Source organism: Parabacteroides distasonis (assembly GCF_004793765.1).
Taxonomy (GTDB): Bacteria; Bacteroidota; Bacteroidia; order Bacteroidales; family Tannerellaceae; genus Parabacteroides; species Parabacteroides distasonis_A.
On record NZ_SRYM01000019.1, the window covers coordinates 26,643 to 48,303 of the forward strand.

The 21,661-nt window shown below is 44.9% G+C and carries 16 protein-coding genes; 9 read left to right on the forward strand and 7 right to left on the reverse strand.

The annotated features are described in order from the left end of the window. Positions 1-6: 6 nt before the first annotated feature. Entirely contained in the window at positions 7-1,017 is a 1,011-nt protein-coding gene (locus E5342_RS08660) for an aspartate-semialdehyde dehydrogenase (protein ID WP_121735353.1), read from the reverse strand. Positions 1,018-1,170: 153 nt separating this feature from the next. Here E5342_RS08660 and E5342_RS08665 point away from each other — a divergent pair, with 153 nt between their 5' ends. Continuing rightward, a complete protein-coding gene (locus E5342_RS08665) occupies positions 1,171-3,369 on the forward strand; it encodes a lamin tail domain-containing protein (RefSeq protein WP_135959214.1) in 2,199 nt (732 codons plus the stop codon). A 141-nt stretch (positions 3,370-3,510) separates the two neighbouring features. Here the strand turns inward: E5342_RS08665 and E5342_RS08670 are convergent, their stop codons facing one another. From E5342_RS08670 to E5342_RS08680, 3 genes are all read right to left on the reverse strand, one after another. Continuing rightward, complete coding sequence (locus E5342_RS08670) at positions 3,511-4,641, reverse strand: clostripain-related cysteine peptidase (protein WP_121735355.1); 1,131 nt, start codon at positions 4,639-4,641, stop codon at positions 3,511-3,513. 434 nt (positions 4,642-5,075) lie between these two features. Next, positions 5,076-5,930, reverse strand: coding sequence for a helix-turn-helix transcriptional regulator (locus E5342_RS08675; protein WP_121735356.1), 855 nt, complete (start codon positions 5,928-5,930; stop codon positions 5,076-5,078). Between the two features lie 11 nt (positions 5,931-5,941). After that, positions 5,942-7,471 (reverse strand): glycoside hydrolase family 10 protein, encoded by a 1,530-nt coding sequence (locus E5342_RS08680; RefSeq protein ID WP_121735357.1) that lies wholly within the window; start codon positions 7,469-7,471, stop codon positions 5,942-5,944. Between the two features lie 206 nt (positions 7,472-7,677). Between E5342_RS08680 and uvrA the strand changes: the two genes are divergently transcribed. Then, positions 7,678-10,461 (forward strand): excinuclease ABC subunit UvrA, encoded by a 2,784-nt coding sequence (uvrA, locus tag E5342_RS08685; protein ID WP_135959215.1) that lies wholly within the window; start codon positions 7,678-7,680, stop codon positions 10,459-10,461. A gap of 365 nt (positions 10,462-10,826) precedes the next feature. Here the strand turns inward: uvrA and E5342_RS08690 are convergent, their stop codons facing one another. Both E5342_RS08690 and E5342_RS08695 read right to left on the reverse strand, forming a co-directional pair. After that, positions 10,827-11,045, reverse strand: coding sequence for a hypothetical protein (locus E5342_RS08690; protein WP_121735359.1), 219 nt, complete (start codon positions 11,043-11,045; stop codon positions 10,827-10,829). 49 nt (positions 11,046-11,094) lie between these two features. Next, positions 11,095-12,909 (reverse strand): T9SS type A sorting domain-containing protein, encoded by a 1,815-nt coding sequence (locus E5342_RS08695; protein ID WP_135959216.1) that lies wholly within the window; start codon positions 12,907-12,909, stop codon positions 11,095-11,097. A 73-nt stretch (positions 12,910-12,982) separates the two neighbouring features. On the opposite strand from E5342_RS08695, the gene hflX reads away from it, so the two are divergent. Next, the gene (gene hflX / locus E5342_RS08700; RefSeq protein ID WP_121735361.1) at positions 12,983-14,194 is read left to right on the forward strand and encodes a GTPase HflX; all 1,212 of its coding nucleotides are present in this window, start codon (positions 12,983-12,985) and stop codon (positions 14,192-14,194) included. 21 nt (positions 14,195-14,215) lie between these two features. Continuing rightward, positions 14,216-16,210, forward strand: a complete 1,995-nt coding sequence (locus E5342_RS08705) for a DUF4954 family protein (protein ID WP_121735362.1) — start codon at positions 14,216-14,218, stop codon at positions 16,208-16,210. Positions 16,211-16,466: 256 nt separating this feature from the next. Here E5342_RS08705 and xerD read toward each other — a convergent pair whose 3' ends face one another. Continuing rightward, positions 16,467-17,372, reverse strand: coding sequence for a site-specific tyrosine recombinase XerD (gene xerD / locus E5342_RS08710; RefSeq protein ID WP_121735363.1), 906 nt, complete (start codon positions 17,370-17,372; stop codon positions 16,467-16,469). A gap of 100 nt (positions 17,373-17,472) precedes the next feature. Between xerD and aroQ the strand changes: the two genes are divergently transcribed. The 5 genes from aroQ to E5342_RS08735 are packed head-to-tail and all read left to right on the forward strand — an operon-like array spanning position 17,473 to position 21,630. Continuing rightward, entirely contained in the window at positions 17,473-17,889 is a 417-nt protein-coding gene (gene aroQ, locus E5342_RS08715) for a type II 3-dehydroquinate dehydratase (RefSeq protein WP_121735364.1), read from the forward strand. Positions 17,890-17,941: 52 nt separating this feature from the next. Further along, positions 17,942-19,399 (forward strand): pyruvate kinase, encoded by a 1,458-nt coding sequence (pyk, locus tag E5342_RS08720; RefSeq protein WP_135959217.1) that lies wholly within the window; start codon positions 17,942-17,944, stop codon positions 19,397-19,399. A gap of 5 nt (positions 19,400-19,404) precedes the next feature. Next, complete coding sequence (locus E5342_RS08725) at positions 19,405-20,040, forward strand: O-methyltransferase (protein ID WP_121735366.1); 636 nt, start codon at positions 19,405-19,407, stop codon at positions 20,038-20,040. 12 nt (positions 20,041-20,052) lie between these two features. Next, the gene (gene rbfA, locus E5342_RS08730) at positions 20,053-20,388 is read left to right on the forward strand and encodes a 30S ribosome-binding factor RbfA (RefSeq protein WP_005859883.1); all 336 of its coding nucleotides are present in this window, start codon (positions 20,053-20,055) and stop codon (positions 20,386-20,388) included. Positions 20,389-20,400: 12 nt separating this feature from the next. After that, entirely contained in the window at positions 20,401-21,630 is a 1,230-nt protein-coding gene (locus E5342_RS08735; protein ID WP_121735367.1) for an FtsX-like permease family protein, read from the forward strand. Positions 21,631-21,661 lie beyond the last annotated feature (31 nt).

Below are 21,661 nucleotides of genomic sequence, written 5' to 3' on the forward strand. Positions count from 1 at the left end.
TGTCTGTTATTTGATATTACCCACCTTTAACAAGTATTCGGCGATCTGTACGGCATTCAAAGCGGCGCCTTTTTTGATCTGGTCGCTTACGGTCCAGAATGTCAAACCATTCGGGTTACTGATGTCCTTACGGATACGACCTATGTAAACCGGATCATGATCCGCTACGAACAACGGCATTGGATAATCCTTGTTTGCCGGTTCATCTTGTAATACCACACCCTCAGCCTCGGCGAAAGCCTTGCGGGCTTCTTCCACACTGATCGGACGTTCTGTCTCTACCCAAGTAGATTCGCTATGCGCACGCATAACCGGTACGCGAACACAAGTAGCGCTCACCTCGATATCCGAGTGCATGATCTTGCGGGTCTCGTTATACATCTTCATTTCCTCTTTCGTATAACCATTTTCCGTGAATACGTCTACGTGAGGGATTACGTTATATGCCAATTGATAAGCGAATTTCTCTACTGTAGGCTCCTCGCCCTTTAATAGTTGCTCATACTGTTTTACCAACTCAGCCATAGCGGTAGCGCCCGCTCCACTGGCGGCTTGATAAGTAGATACGTGAACACGCTTGATATGAGATAAATTCTCGATCGCCTTCAATGCTACGACCATCTGGATCGTCGTACAATTCGGGTTAGCGATCACGCCACGAGGACGATTCAAGGCATCCTCCGGGTTTACTTCCGGTACGACCAATGGAACATCTTCGTCCATACGGAACGCACTGGAGTTATCAATCATCACCGTACCATGTTTCGTAATCGTCTTCTCAAACTCCTTAGAAGTACCACCTCCGGCTGAAACAAAAGCAACATCGATTCCCTTAAAGTCGTCGTTATGCTTCAGTTCCTTAACGGTATACTGTTTACCACGGAAGGTATAAACACGTCCGGCACTACGAGATGAGCCAAAAAGTACCAGCTCATCCATCGGGAAGTTTCTCTGGTCGAGTACACGCAGAAACTCCTGTCCTACGGCTCCACTTACGCCAACAATTGCTACTTTCATTTTGAGCACTGATTTAATTTGAATAATGTAAAATAGTTATAACTTTGCTGCGCAAAAGGGCTTTCGATTTTAAGCCTTTTAGGCCCCTTAGTTTACAGTTGTAAGTTATTGAGGTGCAAAGATAGAGAAATTTATAACTAAAACGATATAGCTATGAAACAATTATTATTATTATTTGCGTTTTTACTTCCTGTTTGTGCGTTCTCCCAGCAAAAGGGTGCTATTCGTATCAATGAGATCATGGCTGATCCGAAAGGATTGACCGCTTTTCCCGAGACAGAGTATGTTGAACTGTATAACACGATGGACGAGTCTGTCCAGTTGGATGGTTGGCAATTTATGTATGGTGGAAAACGAACGAGACTGATGTCGCTCTCACTACCCGCCCAGGGTTATGTCGTGTTATATCGATCTGGGAATGATATATATGTAGATCCAGATGGTTTGGGATTAGCCTTGGAGGACTTCCCTCGAAATCTAGCTAATGCAGGAAAAGACTTGGCTCTATATAGTCCTTCCGATGTCCTTATAGATGAGATCGTATATGAGAAAGCGAAAAAAGGGATTGCTTGGGAACGTTCGGTCGATGGATTATACTTGTCGAAGGATACTCGGGGAGGTACGCCCGGTTCGGCTAATTCATTATCACAGATCGAGCCGTCAGATCCGGATACGCCTGTTGAAAAGCCTGTTATACCCCAACTAATCGCTATCCAGCCTTTTTCCGAATCTGTTTTCCAATTGCAGTATGATAATCCCGTGGATATCAGTAATGCCGTATTTTCTATTCCCGGTATAGGAAAGGCATCATGTATCGTTTATGCGGATGATACGAAGGTGAACGTGAATATAAGTTTTGAGAAGGAACTGGATTTAGGAGTAGAATATCGTCTGTCTTGTTCGGGTTTGAAAGATGCTAAAGGGAATGAGATTCCGGATGATACGGCTACCGTCTTATTAGAATATGAGGGAAAACCCGAGAACCCGGAAGAACCAGAAACACCGGTAACCCCTTCTTTTCCTTCCGGCTGTGTATTGATTAATGAGGTGATGGCCGATCCAAAGGGACAAGAGGCTTTCCCCGAAACGGAGTATGTGGAACTTTATAATACGACAGATAAAACCGTGGAATTAAAGGACTGGTCGTTCTTATACGGCGGTAAACCTACGGTTTTGCCTGTTATGTCATTAGAGGCGGACGGATATGTGGTGCTCTATCGATCCGGAAGGGACATCCATATTGATGATGCGGGGCTGGATCTGCCTTTGGATAAATTCCCCGCTTCCTTGGTGAATACCGGAAAGGAACTGGGTTTATCAGATCCCTCGGGAAAAGAGATAGATCGAGTGATTTATGAGAAAGCCAAACCCGGTATCTCTTGGGAGCGTTCCGGAGATGGTTTTCATTTATCAACGGATATACGGGGCGGTACACCGGGTTCTGTCAATTCTTCCTCTACTGACGATCCGGAAACACCGGATAAGCCGGATACTCCTGGTAAACCAGAGGTTCCTGTAGAAATGATCATCTTGCCTAATGAGATCGTGTTTAACGAATTACTGCCGAATCCCTATCCGGGCGGAAGTGAATATATTGAGCTTTATAACCGTTCAGATCGTACGCTTACCCTATCGGGATTATCTGTTGCCACCCGAAAATCGGACGGGACATTGAGTATGCGTTATCCCTTATCCTCTATCTCGTCACTGTTGGAGCCGGCGGATTATGCGTTATTGACGAAAAGTATAGAAGGGGTAGAGGATTTTTACTTGATATCTTCACCCAAGGCGATGCATGAGTTGAAATTGCCGGTCTTGGCGAATACTTCTGCCTCATTGGTCTTGTTCCGCTCCAAAGATGAGGAGGTGATCGATGAGGTTCGTTATTCTTCCAAGTGGCATGCTCCTTCCGTAAAGAATGAGAAAGGTATCGCTTTGGAACGGATAGATCCGGATGGTGACTCGCAAAATGAGGCGAATTGGACTTCCGCTTCGGCGACGGATGGATACGGAACGCCCGGTTATCGGAATTCTCAATACGGGATACAAGGTGAAGGTGAGGTCACGGGTATAGAGTCTCCCGTTTATTCAGAAGTGACGAAGGAATATACGATTCATTATCATCTGGATCAATCCGGCTATACTTACCGTGCATGGGTATTCGATACCGCAGGAAAACGAGTCTGTGAGATCGTTAATCATGAATTGTTGGGGATAGAAGGAAACTTGGTCTGGGATGGTATGGCGGTAAGCGGTTCCAAGGTAAGGACTGGCGTGTATATCTTTTATGCGGAACTGGTTCATCCTCAAGGTGTCGTTAAGCGGTACAAAGAAGTGTTTTTAGTGAAATAACCTACTATGTAAAATATAATTACTATTTTGGGCATGAGTAATTTCGAAAGAAAAAGAGAAGAGTATAAAGAGGCACGAGAGTTAATGAAGATACTTGCTGTTTCTTCACACTCCTCGCGGAAAGCGTTGGATAAGGGGTGATTAATAGACCGCTTTATACCACTCAAGATCCTTGTACCATTCATTCAGCTTGGGCAAGGCTTCTTGGGGGACGTAGATAGATAAGCCGCTATATTTATTGACCGGCAGATAGCTTCCATACGGATACGGATAAGCATAAACCGCCTTGGGTGTAGTTGCCTTGTAAATAACCGCCTTTTCCATGTTCCGCTTGAATGCGTTATATTGCTCCTCCGTGGCCAGACGGCTCACGTAATCATCGAAATCATATAAGGCATGATAATTCGGCGTTAAATACTCCATGATCTGCAACTCGCTAGCGGGCACGGCGAAAAGATCACTTTCGGTCTTACCCTGGAATAGGGTATGGCAAGTAGCGGCCAATTCATCCAATTCGTCGCTTTTTATGACTGAGATCGTTCCTGCCTCACTTTGATAATACGTATAAAACTTTGTTGCTATCCCCACCACATCAGCTTCTTTCTTGAACATATCCCCCATGATCGTTTGGTATGGGAAGCCATTGGCCAGTATCTCCGTGGGCGAGCCGATAATATAATCCGCGCATCCCCGGAAAGCGTAAGCTACTTCGGCGCACGACATATAACAAGCGTCGAACAAAAGAAAATCAAAATGATACTTCGATAAAGCGGAGGCCAGATCATTGATCTCCATGAAATTATTCTTCCCGTCTTGCCCGAAAGAACGCAGATAACTATAGATATCCGAAGGTAGCCAACCCGTTCCGTGGCTCCACAGTACTAACCCGTAACTATCCGCCGGGTATTCCTTTTGTACCTTGTCGATTATTTGCGTCAGCGTCTCGGTAGAGGCTGAGTTCTGGTTCGAGTCGTAGGTCTCGAGCACAATCTGCTGGATGGTATCCGCTTCCAGCTTTAATTGGAAAAGCTGGGGAACCTCGTTCTGCTTATCCGTATAGATCAACAAATTGCCGTTGTTCAATCCATCTTGCTCAATACCTTCCTTTATCGCTTTTAAGTTTTGGCTCACGTATCCACTCAAGCTATTATTCCCCGCGAAATAGATAAGAACCGTACGAGGGGCGGTAGTAGGGATAACAATCTCCTTTTTATCGCAAGCGACAAATGAAAGGAGTGACAGGAAGAATATTACGATATATTTAGCCTTCATGAGTCATATTCTGGATTTATCTTACAAAGATAACGTTTTTCATTTGAAATCATGGATATTATATAAGTTAACGTATGAATGAGCTGATAAATAATATTTATATCTGTACGGTTTTGTCTTTTAAATAGGTCTAATGAATCGGGAGATATTTTCAACCATTAAATACTGCAGTTCCCTTACTCGCCAACCGCATCATTAGCCCGTTGCGCATCGTCCGTTGCGCAACGGTATGCCGGCAGACTAGCTACTTGATTATTTTAGGCTTTGTGTTTAAGAAGTTGAATAATTGATGTTTATAGTTTTTATGGTGTAAAAACAAAAGTTTTCATATTGGAAAACTCTTGTTTTCTCATAGGGAAACTTTTGTTTTGTGCTTACGAAACTTTAGTTTTCCCTGAGAGAAACTATTTGCTCTTTTTTAAAATCATTGAATATTATGTGTTTTCATCCTTTAAAGAACGGACTGAGCGAGGAGATTGGCCGAAATTAGCCCTGCAGAAGTGCGAGAAGTTAGAAAGCGACTCGAAGCCATACTTGTAACAAATCTCGGATATGGAAAGTTCGGTCATGATAAGGTCGTTATGAATGTCTTGGCATTTGCGTTTCAGCATCCATTGATAAGCGGGCTCTCCGAACGTGTCCTTGAAGATACGGCGGAAAGTGGGTACGCTGTAACCTCCCAATTGGGCGAAGGTCTCCACGTCTTTCGCCTTTTGGTAGTTCTGCATCACGAAATACTGGAAACTGTGGCTATACCGGTAAATCGGGGCGTAAAACGCGGCTAGCTCCTTGATGGGGTAGTAGCAGTTCAACAGGTAGACCATCTCCGAGCGTTTGGCTTGCATCAGTCCGGAGCATCTTAAATCATCGTTGAGGAAAAGCTTCATACCCTCGATGAAGAGTTGTATCGGTGGAACCATCGTCATGACGATGGGTTGCTGGCGCTCGGTCTCCACGATGGAGATGCCTTTGTTGAAACGGTTGTCGCATATGTTTTGCGGACGCTCGAAAAGATAGATGATACATTCGGTATAGTCGAGTATCTTGCACTCCACTTTCGAGCCGATCGGTTGCAATACGAACTGTCCGCCCCGGAACGTAGTGTCCGGATGCTCCTCGCTGTTCAGCCAGATTTCTCCCTTGATCAGGAAGAATACCATGTTCTGCATGCATCTTGTCTGAGGGATCACGTACCCTTTCGGATAAAGACGATACTTGAATATATCCCTTTGGTAGAAACTACAAGAGGAACAGTCGGTATATTTGGTGCAGCGATGGTCGGTTAACATAATTGGTGTCTTTATAATTTTACTTTCTTTGCCTTGCCCTCGCTCTCGTTGTGAAAGCGATCTACGGCGGTCACCACGTAATGATATTTGATCTTACCTTTCTCGTAAGGCATCAAGTAGCCGGTTTCCCGGGTGATAGCCACGATCTTCGAGGGGTCGCTCGTGTCTATCGGTTCTTTGTCGTTAAAGCGATAAATCACGAAATAAGAGGCTAGCTCCGGATTCGTGGGGCTTTGCTCCGCTTGCCAATGTAACAAGAAGCCTTTAGGTGTCCATTCGGTCTTTAGCTTGCTTACGTCTTTTGGCGGACGGTTATGCATATGGGTATAGGCCGGGATAAGTGCCGGGTAACGGTGATAGTTCCGTTTCAGGCTGTCGGCTACGCCTTTGTTATTCCATAGAATCTCGTTGGCGGGCCAGAAACAATTGCCGCTTACGTGAGATAAGGTGCGTTCGTAACGCATCTTGCGGGTTAATTGGTCCGCTTTCATGGTGCGGGCCACGTCTTGACCGATATACAGGTGTCCGCCGTTGGCGTTTTTGTCCCACCATTTGATAAGCGTGATGTAATCTGCCGCCGGGTGTCCGATCTCCCAATAGATTTGGGGGATGTTATAATCGATCCAACCTTGCTGTACCCAATAGGTGATATCGGCGTAGAGGTCGTCGTAGTTTTGTAGGCCGTTGGTGTTGCTACCCGATCCGTCTGTGGTACTTTTCTTGTTGCGGTAGATGCCGAAGGGGCTGATACCGAAGCGTACCCAAGGCTTGGTGAGCAAGATGGTGCGTTTCAATTCCCGGATCAAGGTATTTACGTTTTCCCGGCGCCAATCGTTCCTTTGTGCCTCGCTATAGCCTTTTCGCAAGCCGTATTTCCGGAAGCTGTTATCATCAGGGAAAGGCATACCTGCCGCGGGATAGGGGTAGAAATAATCGTCCATATGGATAGCGTCTACGTCGTAACGGCCGACGATATCACGCACTACCCGGCAGATAAACTGACGGCTTTCCGGCAATCCTGGGTCGAAAAGGATTTGTTTATTATAGGTGACAAACCATTCGGGATGCTTATGATAAATGTGGGAATCAGCGAAACGGGTGTTTCCTGCTGTGCTTGCCCGGTAAGGATTCAACCAAGCGTGAAACTCCATGTTCCGTTTATGGCATTCTTGGATCAGGAAAGCCATCGGGTCGAACTCTCCTGCTGGGGCTAGGCCCTGCTCTCCGGTGAAGAAGCGGCTCCACGGCTCGATATCGGATTTATAGAAGGCGTCTGCCTCGGGGCGCACTTGAAAGATGATAGCGTTGATACCACAGGCTTGTAGGTAATTAAGCTTGCGGATGAAGTCTTTTTTCATCCGGGCGGGAGACATATCCTTGTATTCGCCTTGAAAAGCGGTTTGTATCCATGCTCCCCTAAACTCTCGCTTGGTCTCCTTGCCTGTATTCGTAACCGGACGAGGTGTCTTGCGAACCGTAGAACATGAGGTTATCACACAAAAGAGAATCGCTATTAAGAAGCGAAAATATTTAATGTACATGAGTGCCTTGCTGTATTTGTCTATGAAATTTTCAACAAATGTAGAAGATTCCCTGTAAATATGAAATATTTCGCCCTTGTTATTTTATTTACTTGGCAGCAGAGACGAGGCACACCCTGTCTAACTGTGTGAATTAGTTCGATGAAGATAGGGCAGAATCGGTTAGTTTTGGTTATCTTTGCGTTAAAGAAAAAGATAAAGGTAATATGTCTGAGAGCAATTCGATTTTCATCAAGGGGGCACGTGTCAATAACTTGAAAAATATAGATGTAGAGATTCCGAGGGACAAGCTGGTGGTGATAACCGGGCTGTCCGGGAGTGGAAAATCATCGTTGGCGTTCGATACCCTTTATGCGGAGGGGCAGCGCCGGTATGTAGAGAGTTTATCCGCTTACGCCCGCCAATTCTTGGGGAGGATGAGTAAGCCGGAATGCGACTATATTAAGGGAATACCGCCCGCTATTGCTATCGAGCAGAAGGTGAATACCCGTAATCCGCGTTCCACGGTCGGTACATCTACCGAGATTTATGAGTATTTACGCTTGTTATATGCTCGCGTCGGGAAGACGATATCGCCGGTTTCCGGCACCGAGGTGAAAAAACATCAGGTAAGCGATATTATCAAGGAGGTCATGCGATATCCCGAGGGGACTCGTTTTGCCGTATTCGCCCCGGTTGTCTTGCCGGAAGGCCGGGATATGAAGGAGCAGCTGGAGATCTTACGGAAAGAAGGATATGCCCGTCTGTCGGTGAATGATACGGTATATCGTATCTCGGAGGTACTGGCGAGCGGGGAGTTGCAGTCTTACCCGATCGAGCTGTTGGTGGACCGTCTGACGGTATCGGACGATAAGACCTTGAAAAGTCGTTTGGCAGACTCGGCCGAGACCGCTTTCTTTGAGGGCCATGGTACCTGTTTGATTCGTATTTATACGGAGGAAGGGGTAGTCGTGAAGGAATTCTCAAAGAAGTTCGAGGCCGATGGCATGACATTCGAGGAGCCTACCGATATGATGTTCAGCTTTAATAATCCGTTGGGCGCTTGCCCGACCTGTGAGGGGTTCGGTAAGGTGCTGGGTATCGATGAGAATTTGGTAGTGCCCGATAAAAGCTTGTCTGTCTATCAAGGAGCCGTGGTTTGCTGGAAAGGTGAGGTGATGGGTGAATGGTTGAAAGACTTTATCGTGAAGAGCGAGAAATATAACTTCCCGATCCACCGCCCGTATTACGACTTGACGCAGAAAGAGAAGGATTTGTTGTGGCATGGGGCGAGAGGCTTACACGGTATCGATGATTTCTTTAAGTTCGTGGAAGAGAATCTGTATAAGATACAATACCGGGTGATGCAAGCCCGCTATCGGGGAAAGACGACTTGTCCGGTCTGTAAGGGGAGCCGCTTGAGGCCGGAAGCGCTGTATGTGCAAGTGGGCGGTAAGAATATCGCTGAGCTGGTGACGATGCCGGTTTCGGAGGCAAAGGTTTTCTTTGATCAACTGGAACTGGATGAGACGGATGTGGCGATCGCAAAACGTTTGCTCACGGAAATCAATAATCGCTTGCAATTCCTGTTGGATGTGGGGTTGGGGTATTTGGCTTTAGATCGCCTCTCGGCCTCCTTATCCGGGGGAGAGAGCCAACGTATCAATCTGGCTACCTCGTTGGGTAGTAGCTTGGTGGGTTCGTTGTATATTTTGGATGAGCCGAGTATCGGTCTGCATTCTCGGGATACGGATTTGCTGATCAAGGTATTGCGACAGTTGCAAGCCTTGGGGAATACCGTGGTCGTGGTGGAGCATGATGAGGAGATTATCCGTGCGGCGGATTATATCATCGATATTGGTCCGAAAGCGGGACGTTTGGGGGGAGAGGTTGTCTATCAAGGTGATGTGAACAACCTCCGGAAGTGTAGCGATAGCCATACGGTACGTTATTTGACGGGAGAGGATCAGATCGAGATCCCGCCTTATCGCCGTCCGTGGAATAATTATATAGAGGTGATAGGAGCCCGGAAGAATAACTTGAAGGGCGTGGACGTGAAGTTTCCTTTGAACGTGATGACGGTGGTTACCGGCGTGAGTGGTTCGGGTAAAAGCTCCTTGGTTCGTGATATTTTTTACGAGGGCGTGAAACGCCATTTGGATGATGCCGCTCGTCTGACCGTGGATTGCTCCGGTATCCGTGGAGATTTGAATATGATTCAGGCAATCGAGTTTGTAGACCAGAACTCGATCGGAAAGAGTTCCCGTTCGAACCCCGTGACGTATATCGGTGCTTACGACGAGATACGTAAACTATTTGGCGAGCAGCCTCTAGCGAAGCAGATGGGATATAACGCAGCCTATTTCTCCTTTAATAAAGAAGGAGGCCGCTGTGAGGAATGTAAGGGCGAGGGCAAGATCACGGTGGAGATGCAGTTTATGGCGGATATCACCTTGGAATGCGAGGCTTGCCACGGCAAACGCTTCAAACAGGATGTATTGGATGTAGAGTATCAAGGCACTAACATATATGATGTATTGGAAATGACTGTGAATCAGGCGATCGAATTTTTCGAAAAAGGTTCTGGCTCCCAAGAGAAGAAGATCGTGAAACGTCTGAAACCGTTGCAAAACGTGGGCTTGGGCTATATCAAGTTGGGACAGACTTCCTCCACTTTATCCGGTGGTGAGAACCAACGTGTAAAACTGGCTTATTACTTAGGTCAAGAGAAACAGCAACCTACCTTATTCGTTTTTGACGAGCCTACGACCGGTTTACATTTTCATGATATTAAGACTTTGTTGAAAGCTTTCAGTGCCTTGATTGAGAAAGGTCACTCTGTGGTAATTATCGAGCATAATATGGATGTGATCAAATGTGCGGACTATGTGATCGATCTCGGTCCGGAAGGCGGAAAGGCCGGTGGACAGTTAGTTTGTGCCGGTACACCTGAGAAGATAGCGGCTTGCGAGGTATCCTATACTGGAAAGTTTTTGAAAGATAAATTGTAATCCATTTAATTACAGGGATCTAGCATGCTGCGTCTCATCTCATCAAAATAGTTACTTAAATTCCATATAATAGTTTCCCGAAAAACACGTATGTGATTTTTTCTGAATTAATGTTTTGATGCGGTTTTAGTACTAGTGAATAAAATGTAGAATTATGAAAGTAACTCATTTTAAGAAAGTAAGCGAAACAAGCGGTGTGTCTCCTTTAAGATTGTAATTATTTATAATCATAATTTATACCGTGCGTAGGCTTTATGAGACATTCAAGTAGCCTGTGAGGGAGAAAAAGCTGTAATATTAATACTAGTGTAATAAAATAAAGTTTATTCAGCCTGTTTTTCTTCACAGAAGAACAGGCTGTGTTTTTATTGTTTGGCAGGATTGTCGTCTTTATTCCACTTATCCCGTATTTTCAGACGTTTGGCTTGCAGATAGCGTAGAAGGAGAATGATGACGAGCGTAACGCTGATCATCAGGAAATATTCGGTATAGCTATTACCTGGGTTATTGCCGGGCCAGCCGATGATACTCATCACAATTAAGTAGACAAGTAAGGCAATTGTTGTAATATTGATTTTCTTCATATTTGTTTTATTCTAAAAATAGAGCAAAGATATAAGATAGTTTCGGGCTTTATGAGGTTAAAACGCATTTGTACTGTGCTCGATAATGTTCTGTTTGAATAATTAAGATATATAAACCTTGTGGGAGGGAAATCGGGAGGATAGGGTTCCCTACCTGTACCGTTTGCGTGAATACTAATACGCCTGCCGGAGTAAATAGTTCGATTTTACTGGGGGATGGAAGATTATTAATGAATAAAGTCTTGTTCTCTAGATGATAGCTTAATTCCGGAAGTGAGAAGGCTTGATTGGAAACAGGGGGGGCCTGCCGGGCTTGAGGTTCTGATGTCGGGAAAGACATGGGTACGTTCGTTGATAATAATTTATAATTGGCAGGTTCGGACGTACTATATACAGATAAACTAGTGCTTTTATTCGCTTTGACAAAGAAAGCAGAGAATGGAGGGATGGCGAAATCACTACCAATTGTGTAGGATTGGTAAGTGGAACCATCATATATATAAATGTAGCCGTCTAAGGCTGAGTTTGATTCTATTTGACTGAGAGCTAAAGGGGCCGGTAGGGGATTTCCGCATAGATACCAACCGTTGTGATTCTGGTTCTGGCTTTGGTTGTTAATGCTTACCGGGATAGAGGCTTGACCGTTTTTGCCGAAATCTATAGGGATATCTCCTGTTTTCGAGGAGAAACGAAGGTTCTGGCGATCGGCAGAGGCGTCAATAGCGATCAGGTACCCCTTGTTCTTCTTGAAGATGGGTTGGGATGTATTGATTATTGTTTGTGGTATAACTTCCCAGTTGTTGAAGAGGCTTTGTGAGTTGGCTCGCTTTTCTCCGTTGTAGGCTTGTACGTAAAAGTAATTACCGTTTGTATTGCTATTGTTGTCACCTAGTTGGAATTCTGGGTCTATGCCGGAAGCGAATATATCGAAGGGGAAGGAGATAAAATACCATTTGCCTTTTTGAGCGAAGGTCTTCTCGATCGTTATTTTCCCGGCAATGTTAATAGTTCCGGATGATCGCAAGGTGGAGGAAGACACCAAGACATCCTCATTGGGATAAATCGTAAGGTTATTTGCGGATAGATTTCCGGTTGGTAAAATGTAGATGTCCCCATAAATATAAATATCTTTACAGCTGATATTTGTATTTATGGAGATATTACCGTTAATCAAGGCGTTGCGATGGCGGTAGACGGGTAGGTGGCTCCAGTGATCCTCATTGTCCCAATCGCTATTTCCGGTAAATAGAGAATAGGTAGGAACCATTCCATGAGCATAGACACTGTCTACATAATAATAGCCGTTTTTGGTATTGACGGCCGGGGCTGGGACAATAAGATCCACTCCTGGAGGATTATTTTTTATATCTGTGGTTTTGAATGGATTGATGCCGCTCTCTCCTATGGTTGATACTAAGGAGGGATAACTTGTTTCATCTTTTCGATAGGTTCTGGCTTTCATGCCTTCTCCTTCTGCCAGATGGATGCCTCCTTTACGAACGCTGATTATTACGTCCTGGTAGGTCGTTAAGGGGATATGCTCAAAGGCGACTTGTGTGTTCATGGACATTCGTAGGCCATGAGTTCCGTGTCCTCTTCCCTGTTTAGGGTCATCGGGAATATCTGTCTCCGAGATATTTTCGATAGAAACGTTTCCGATCGTTGTGTAGTTCCAGTTATCGTAAGGTAATCCCGTAAATGTCTGTATCCTAAACGTATCTCGGATAGATATATTTGCGTTACTTTGCACAAAACTATCCCATGTAGATGGATGTGAAACTTGTGACCGAATAAATTGTTGTACGAATAGGAATGTCGTACAAACGACAACACATCTGGATAGATGCCAAATACTCTTTTTCATAGCTAAGTTGATTTATATTTGTAAATGTGTCCACAAATATACGTAAATAATTGAAATAATATATCTTTGTGGCATGAAAGAATTTATCATATCTGAGGCACAGACCGAAAAGGCTGTTTTGGTGGGTTTAGTTACCCCTGGGCAAAATGAGCAAAAAGTTAAGGAATATCTAGACGAATTGGCTTTTTTGGCTGATACGGCAGGGGTGGATGCGGTAAAGCGTTTTACCCAGAAAATGGATTATCCGAATTCTGCCACTTTTGTCGGGACCGGTAAATTGCAAGAAATTAAGGAGTATGTGGTAGAGAATGAGATTGGCTTGGTGATCTTTGATGATGAGCTGAGTCCGAAGCAACTCCGTAATATTGAGAAAGAATTGCAGGTGAAAATCTTGGATCGTACAAGCTTGATCTTGGATATTTTCGCTAGCCGTGCGCAAACTGCCCATGCGAAGGCACAGGTGGAGCTTGCGCAATATAAATATATGTTACCCCGTCTGACTCGTCTGTGGACACACTTGGAGCGTCAGCGAGGCGGGGTAGGTATGCGTGGCCCGGGTGAGACTCAGTTGGAGACCGATAGACGTATTATCTTGGATAAAATATCACGGTTGAAGAAAGAGTTGGTGGACATTGACAAACAAAAAAGCGTACAACGGAAAAATAGGGGTAAGATGGTACGTGTAGCGTTAGTCGGATATACGAACGTTGGTAAATCTACCTTGATGAACTTATTGAGCAAGAGCGAGGTTTTTGCCGAGAATAAGTTGTTCGCTACGTTGGATACGACCGTACGTAAGGTAATTATCGAGAACTTACCGTTCTTGCTGTCTGATACGGTCGGATTTATTCGTAAGTTACCGACTGAACTGGTAGAATCTTTTAAGTCGACCTTGGATGAGGTACGAGAAGCGGATTTGCTGGTACATATCGTGGATATCTCTCATCCTACTTTTGAGGAGCAAATAGAGGTCGTGAACCGTACGTTGATGGAGATTGATAAGGTCGAGAAACCTATGATCATGGTTTTCAATAAGGTGGATGCATTTACCTTTGTCCCGAAAGAGGAGGATGATTTGACTCCTCGTACTCGTGAGAATATTGATCTGGATGAACTGAAATGTACGTGGATGGGTAAATTGCAAGATAATTGCATCTTTATCTCTGCCAAGGAACGTACGAATATAGAGGTGTTGAAAGATATATTGTATGAACGGGTTAAACAAATCCATATCAACCGTTTCCCCTACAATGACTTCCTCTTTCAGCAATACGATGAAGAGTAGAGTCTTACAAAATTAATGCCAATGAATCATTTGAGAAATTTGCAGCTGGATGAGATCGCTATTTTGCGATCTCAAGCTTGCCGGGCCGATGATTGGAATCAAGTTTGGGTTCCTGAGATGTTTGATATTGAATATGTGAACCATGTGCGTTTTTCGGGAACGGTTCAGTTAGGAGCCTTTCGAAAGGTGTTTACCCTACCGGGGGGACTGGTAAAGCATAGTGGGCTTCGTCATGTTACCCTACATAATTGTACGTTGGGGGATAATGTATTGATTGAGAACGTACAAAATTATATAGCTAATTACCGAATCGGCGATGACTGCTTTATCCAGAATATAAATGTTATGTTGGTGGAAGGCAAGGCTACGTTCGGGAATAATGTCGAGGTATCGGTGTTGAATGAGACCGGTGGGCGTGAAGTTCCGATTTACGATGGTTTATCGGCCTCATTGGCTTATATCATCGCTTTGTACCGACATCGTCCGGTCTTGATCAAACACTTGCGGGATATGATTACCGCTTATACGGAGGGTATCGCCTCTACGGAGGGAATAGTTGGCGATAGAGTTAAGATTGTTAATACCGGTACGATCCGTAACGTGAAGATTGGTGATTATGCGACTATAGAGAATAGTGCACGTTTGGAAAATGGTTCCGTAAATAGCAAGAAGGAGGCTCCGATATTTATCGGGGATAGCGTGATCGCACAAGATTTCATTATCTCCTCGGGGGCTAAAATTGCGGATGCCGCTAAGATTATCCGTTGTTTTATCGGACAGGCTTGCCAAGTGACACATAACTTCTCGGCGCACGATTCCTTATTGTTCAGTAACTGCGCTTTCGAGAATGGAGAGGCTTGTGCTATTTTCGCCGGCCCGTTTACGGTGTCTATGCATAAGAGCAGTTTGTTGATAGCGGGAATGTATTCGTTCTTGAATGCGGGGAGTGGCTCCAACCAGAGTAATCATATGTATAAGCTGGGACCGATCCATCAAGGGATCGTAGAGCGTGGTTCCAAGACTACCAGCGACTCGTATATCCTTTGGCCGGCTCGTATCGGTGCTTTCTCTTTAGTAATGGGGCGCCATCATCACCATAGCGATACTTCTGATATTCCTTTCTCCTATTTAATAGAGAAGGATGATGAGACTTACTTAGTCCCGGGAATTAATCTTCGCAGCGTGGGTACGATCCGTGATGCCCAGAAATGGCCGAAACGTGATAAACGTACAGACCCGGATCGCTTGGATATGATCAACTACAATTTGTTGAGTCCTTATACGATTCATAAGATGCTCAAGGCGATCGATATCTTGAGGAATTTACAAGCGTTGGTTGGTGAGACATCGGAGATTTATTATTACCAAAATGCCCGTATAAAAGGTTCCTCTCTTCGGAATGCCTTGAATTTCTATGGAATGGCTATCAATAAGTTTTTCGGTAACTCTTTGATCAAGAGACTAGAGGGAACCGAATTCCATTCGATGGAAGAGGTTTGGGAACAATTGCGTCCCACGGAGTCCAAAGGTTCTGGCGAGTGGTTGGATCTGGCGGGTCTGATCCTTCCGAAAGAGCCGCTAGACGCTTTATTGTCGGATATCGAACAAGGGGAGATTACCTCGTTAGAGGAGGTGGAATGTTTCTTCCGTTTGGTACATGGCCGCTATTATTCATTGGAATGGACGTGGGCGTATGAGATGATCGAACTTTATTATGAGGTAGACCTTCGCTCGATCTCGGCGGCTGAGATCATCAAGCTTGTGCGCCGTTGGCAAGAATCTGTGACTCGCTTGGACGAATTGCTGTATGAGGATGCTCGCAAGGAGTTCTCTTTAACCTCTATGACAGGTTTTGGCGTGGATGGTTCCAGTGTGGAAAAACAACAAGACTTCGAGGGGGTACGAGGTGATTTCGAGAACAATCCGTTTGTCACCGCCGTACAAGAACATATTGTGAACAAACGCGCGTTGGGAAATGAGCTGATCGAAAGATTGAGCTTTTTGAATACGCTATGAGGAAAACAGAGAAGCAATGCGGTGGCTGATCGGGAGGCTCTCGGGCGGTTCCAGTTACCGATAGGAAGCGATACCCGAAAATTAGAGAGAACCTTCGATGATATGGAACACCGGTTTGAGAACATGGTGATAGATATCGACAAACTGCCTAATGGACTCAAAAGATATAGTCTGGAATTAGGCTTCTTTGGCAATAAATACGGTACTATCTGGAATGTCTCTTTGCAATCTGTGCCATTTGATATTCCATGCAGCGTCACCCTCTTGGCCTGCTCCTCGGATGATGTTCTAGTATCTCTTTGCGAAGGAACTCCCGGTCGATATGTGTATATATTTCGGTAGTGGTGATTTTCTCATGCCCCAGCATCTCTTGGATAGCCCGTAAGTTGGCGCCGCCTTCCAGCAAGTGGGTGGCGAAAGAATGGCGGAAGGTATGGGGGCTTACGTTTTTATGGATACCGGCGGCCTCTGTCTGTTGCTTGATGATATGAAATACCATGATACGGGAGAGAGCCGTCCCTCGCCGACTTAGAAATAGAATATCCTCGAAGCCTTTTTTAACCACGATCGAATTCCGGTCATATAAATAGTTCTTAATTTCTCGCAAAGCGACTTCGGAGATAGGAACAAGTCGTTGTTTGCTTCCTTTACCCTCTACTCGGATGAAACCTTCTTTGGGATATATATCCGAATAACGTAGGCCGGTAAGCTCCGATACGCGTAGTCCGCAACTATATAAAACTTCCAGCATCGCACGGTTGCGCTGTCCCTCGGGAAGCGTGAGGTCTATCGTTTCGAGAATGCTGTTTATCTCGTTGACGGTTAGAACCTCCGGTAACTTTAGTCCGATCTTGGGAGACTCTAACAATTCGGTCGGATCATTTGTTATATAATTGTCAAGCAATAAGAAACGATAGAACGATTTTATACCTGAAATGATACGTGCTTGCGATCGGGGATGGATACCGATGTCACGTAATTGGGCGATGAACTGTTGCAAGTCGTCGTAGGTGATCTTCTTAATGTCCTTTTTCTCATCCTCAGCGAAACGTAGCAATTTGTCAAGATCTGTCAAATAGGCGTTGATCGAGTTGGTCGAGAGCGATTTTTCCAGCCGTAAATAGGTCTTATATCGGTTGTTTATATCTTTTCCTTGTCTCATTGTCGGTATGTCGTTATGAATGTGTCAAATAAAATCCTTACCTTTGCCGGATAATTCCGACCTCAACAGGCGGTACAAAGGTAATAAACTTACAATAAGAATGAAGAAGATTCAGATCATCAATGGCCCTAATTTGAATCTGTTGGGCAAGCGAGAACCGACAGTATACGGAAATGCCTCGTTCGAGGGCTATTTGAGCGAGTTACGTGCCTGCTTTCCTCAGTGTGAGATATCTTATTATCAAAGTAATGTGGAAGGAGAAATGATTAATAAGATCCATGAGGTTGGTTTTGAATATGACGGTATCGTGTTGAATGCCGGTGCTTATACACATACTTCCGTTGCGTTGCATGATGCTATCAAGGCGGTTACTACGCCAGTCGTGGAGGTACATATCTCGAATGTGCATGCCCGTGAATCGTTTCGCCATGTGTCGATGATATCGGCAGCATGCCGGGGAGTGATTCTTGGGTTTGGACTGGATTCGTATCGGTTGGCGATTGAATCGTTTATGTGATAGAAGGTTATCAAATAGAATTAATAATTAGGTTATAATAATTTTAAGGTATATGTTAAAGCATACGAAGATTGTTGCTACAGTTTCCGACCAGCGCTGCGACGTTGAGTTCGTTGAGGCGTTATATAAAGCGGGAATGAATGTGGTGCGCTTGAATACGGCTCACATGATGGAAGAGGGGTTGACCCGTGTGGTAAATAACGTCCGTACTGTATCCGATCGTATCGGTATCTTAATGGATACGAAAGGGCCGGAAGTACGTACCACGACAACGGTAAACAAGGAGCCGATCCCTTTCAAGACTGGAGAGATCGTGAAGGTAATCGGTAATCCCGATCAGGAAACTTCGCATGATTGCATTTGTGTGTCATATAAGAATTTCGTGAATGACTTGGTGGTTGGCAGCGACATTCTTATCGATGATGGTGATCTGGAAATGAAAGTTGTCGGGAAATCTGGCGACTGCTTGCTTTGCGAAGTCCAGAACGACGCTACGTTGGGTAGCCGCAAGAGCGTGAATGTGCCGGGCGTACGTATCAATTTACCTTCATTGACGGAGAAAGACCGTAATAATATACTTTGGGCGATCAAGCATGATCTTGATTTTATTGCTCACTCATTTGTTCGCAACAAACAGGACGTATTGGATATCCAACGTATCTTGGACGAGTCTAACAGCCCTATCAAGATTATCGCTAAGATCGAGAATCAAGAGGGCGTGGATAATATTGAAGAGATCTTGGAAGTGGCTTATGGTGTCATGATTGCTCGTGGTGACTTGGGTATTGAGGTTCCGGCCGAGAAGATTCCGGGTATCCAGCGTATGTTGATCCGTAAGTGCGTGGAGGTGAAGAAGCCGGTTATCGTGGCTACGCAAATGCTTCATTCCATGATTAACAATCCTCGTCCTACTCGTGCTGAGGTTACGGATATCGCCAATGCTATTTATTATCGTACGGATGCTTTGATGCTAAGCGGTGAGACGGCTTATGGAAAATATCCAGTCGAGGCGGTACAGACTATGACGAAAGTGGCTCGTGAGGCTGAGAAGACTAAGCTTTCTGCGAATGATATCCGTGTACCGATCGAGGGGAATGATTTAGACGTGACTTCTTTTTTAGCAAAACAAGCCGTTAAGTCTTCTTCTAAATTACATGTGAAGGCGATCATCACGGATAGTTACACCGGTCGTACGGCACGTTATCTGGCCGCTTTCCGCGGAACCTCTACCGTGTTCGCTATTTGCTATAACCCTCGTGTGATGCGTATGTTGGGTCTTTCTTATGGTGTATGGGCGGTTCATCAGCCGTACAATGACAGCCGTAGGGGATATTTTTATGATGCGCTGAATCAGTTGATTCATAGCGGACGTATCACTCGTAACGATATGGTAGCGTATTTGAGCGGTAGCTTCGGCGAAGGTGGTGGTACCAGCTTCTTGGAGATTAATAATGTAGGAAAGGTGCTGGATGCCGGCACACAATACCAATTGCCTACTTTTAAAGAGTAAGAAGCATGTTTACGGGCGAGATTGATGCGTATATTCTTTCTCATATAGACGAAGAAGGGGATTTGTTGTTGGCATTGAATCGCGACGCCAATGTGAACCTCCTCCGTCCGCGTATGCTATCCGGGCATTTGCAGGGTAGGATATTGAAGATGTTTTGCCGGATGATTCGTCCGAGAAGAGCCTTGGAGATCGGGACTTATACGTCTTATGCCACTTTGTGTATGGCGGAAGGGATGGACGAGGGGGCGTTGATCCATACGGTCGAGATCAATGACGAGATGGAGGATTTTATTATGAAATATCTTTCCCGCTCGCCACATAAGGACAAGATAAAAGTCCATTTCGGGGATGCGATGGAGATTATCCCCCATTTGGATGAGACGTTCGATATAGTTTTTATCGATGCCGACAAACGTCTGTATTCCGAGTATTATGATTTGGTATTCCCGATGGTCCGTCCGGGCGGCTTGATTATTGCGGATAATACGCTTTGGGACGGTAAAGTGATAGAAGAAGTGCATCCTTCCGATAAACAAACGAAGGGAATACTGGTTTTTAATGAAAAGATCAAGCAAGACGATCGGGTAGAGAAGGTGATCCTCCCTTTACGCGACGGTTTGACGATGATCTGGAAAAAGTAAATAATAAAGCGTATGGAAAGTACTAGATTACAAAAGATCGAACGCCTTCTTCAGAAGGAGTTGAGTGATATATTTCAGAAACAGACGCAAGGAATGCATGGCGTATTGGTCTCTGTCAGTGTAGTTCGTGTAAGTCCGGATTTAAGTGTGGCGAGAGCTTATTTAAGCATTTTCCCATCGGATAAATCGCAAGAGCTATTGGAGGCTATACGAAGCAATACGAAAGCGATCCGTTTTGATTTGGGGCAACGCATTCGTTTGCAGGTGCGTAAGATTCCTGAATTAAGCTTCTTTATAGACGATTCATTGGATTATATCGAGAATATCGACAATCTTTTGCATAAGTAATCAAGAGGAGCCTTGAATTTTCCGTTCTATATAGCCCGGCGGTATCTCTTTTCGAAAAAGTCGCACAATGCCATAAATATCATATCGATGGTATCGGTATGTGGGGTTGTTGTCGCCACGATCGCCTTGGTCTGTGCCTTGTCGGTCTATAATGGTTTTAACGATTTGGTCTCTTCTCTCTTCAGCAATTTTGATCCGGAGTTGAAAATCATGCCTCGGAAAGGGAAGGTTTTCGACTCGACCTCGGAAGAGATTCGAAAGGTGCGGGAATTGCCCGGCATTGTTTGTTTTAGTGAGGTGTTGCAAGACAATGCCTTGGTCCGTTATCGAGATCGTCAGGGTGTGGCTACCTTGAAAGGGGTAGACGATCAATATGAGAAACTGGCGCAGATCGATAGTATCTTGATTGATGGAAAATTCCTTCTGAATGACGAGGTTGCGAATTACGCGAATATGGGGATCGGATTGGCTTTCTCGCTAGGAATAAACGCAGGCTTTGTCTCTCCGCTGGAGATCTACGCTCCAAAGCGGGAGGAGAAGGTAAACATGGCGAATCCGGCTTCTTCCTTCAATTTGGAATATGCTTATATAGGCGCTGTCTTTCGTACGGACCAACAGGTTTACGATGATTCATATATGATCGTGCCCTTGTCGCTGGCTCGTTCTTTATTTAATTATGATAAAGAAGTGACAGCGTTGGAATTGAAGGTGAAAGATAGCGAGGATATCGCTTCGGTAAAGAAAGAGATTCAACGAATTCTAGGTGATCCATATATCGTGCAAGACCGTTTTGAGCAGCAGGAGGCTTCTTTCAAAATGATGCAAGTGGAGAAATGGATGACCTTCCTGATCCTTACATTTATATTGGCGATCGCCTTATTCAATGTGGTGGGCTCTTTATCTATGTTGATGATCGAGAAACAGGAGGATGTAAGTACACTGCGTAATATGGGAGCTGATGACAGTCTGATCCGTCGGATTTTTTTGTTTGAAGGTTGGATGATCTCTGGTTTTGGAGCTTTGATCGGAGTCTTGATCGGAGTTGTGCTTTGTTTGTTACAACAAGAGTTTGGCTTTATAAAACTAGGGGAAGCCGCTGGAGCATTTATTATAGAGGCTTATCCGGTACGTGTAGTCCCAACCGATATAATTACGGTTTTCGTAACGGTGTTAACGATAGGCTTTTTGGCAGCGTGGTATCCTGTACGATATCTTGCTAAGAAATTGAAAATTGAGAATTGAGAATGAATACCGCTTGCCGATAAATCTCAAT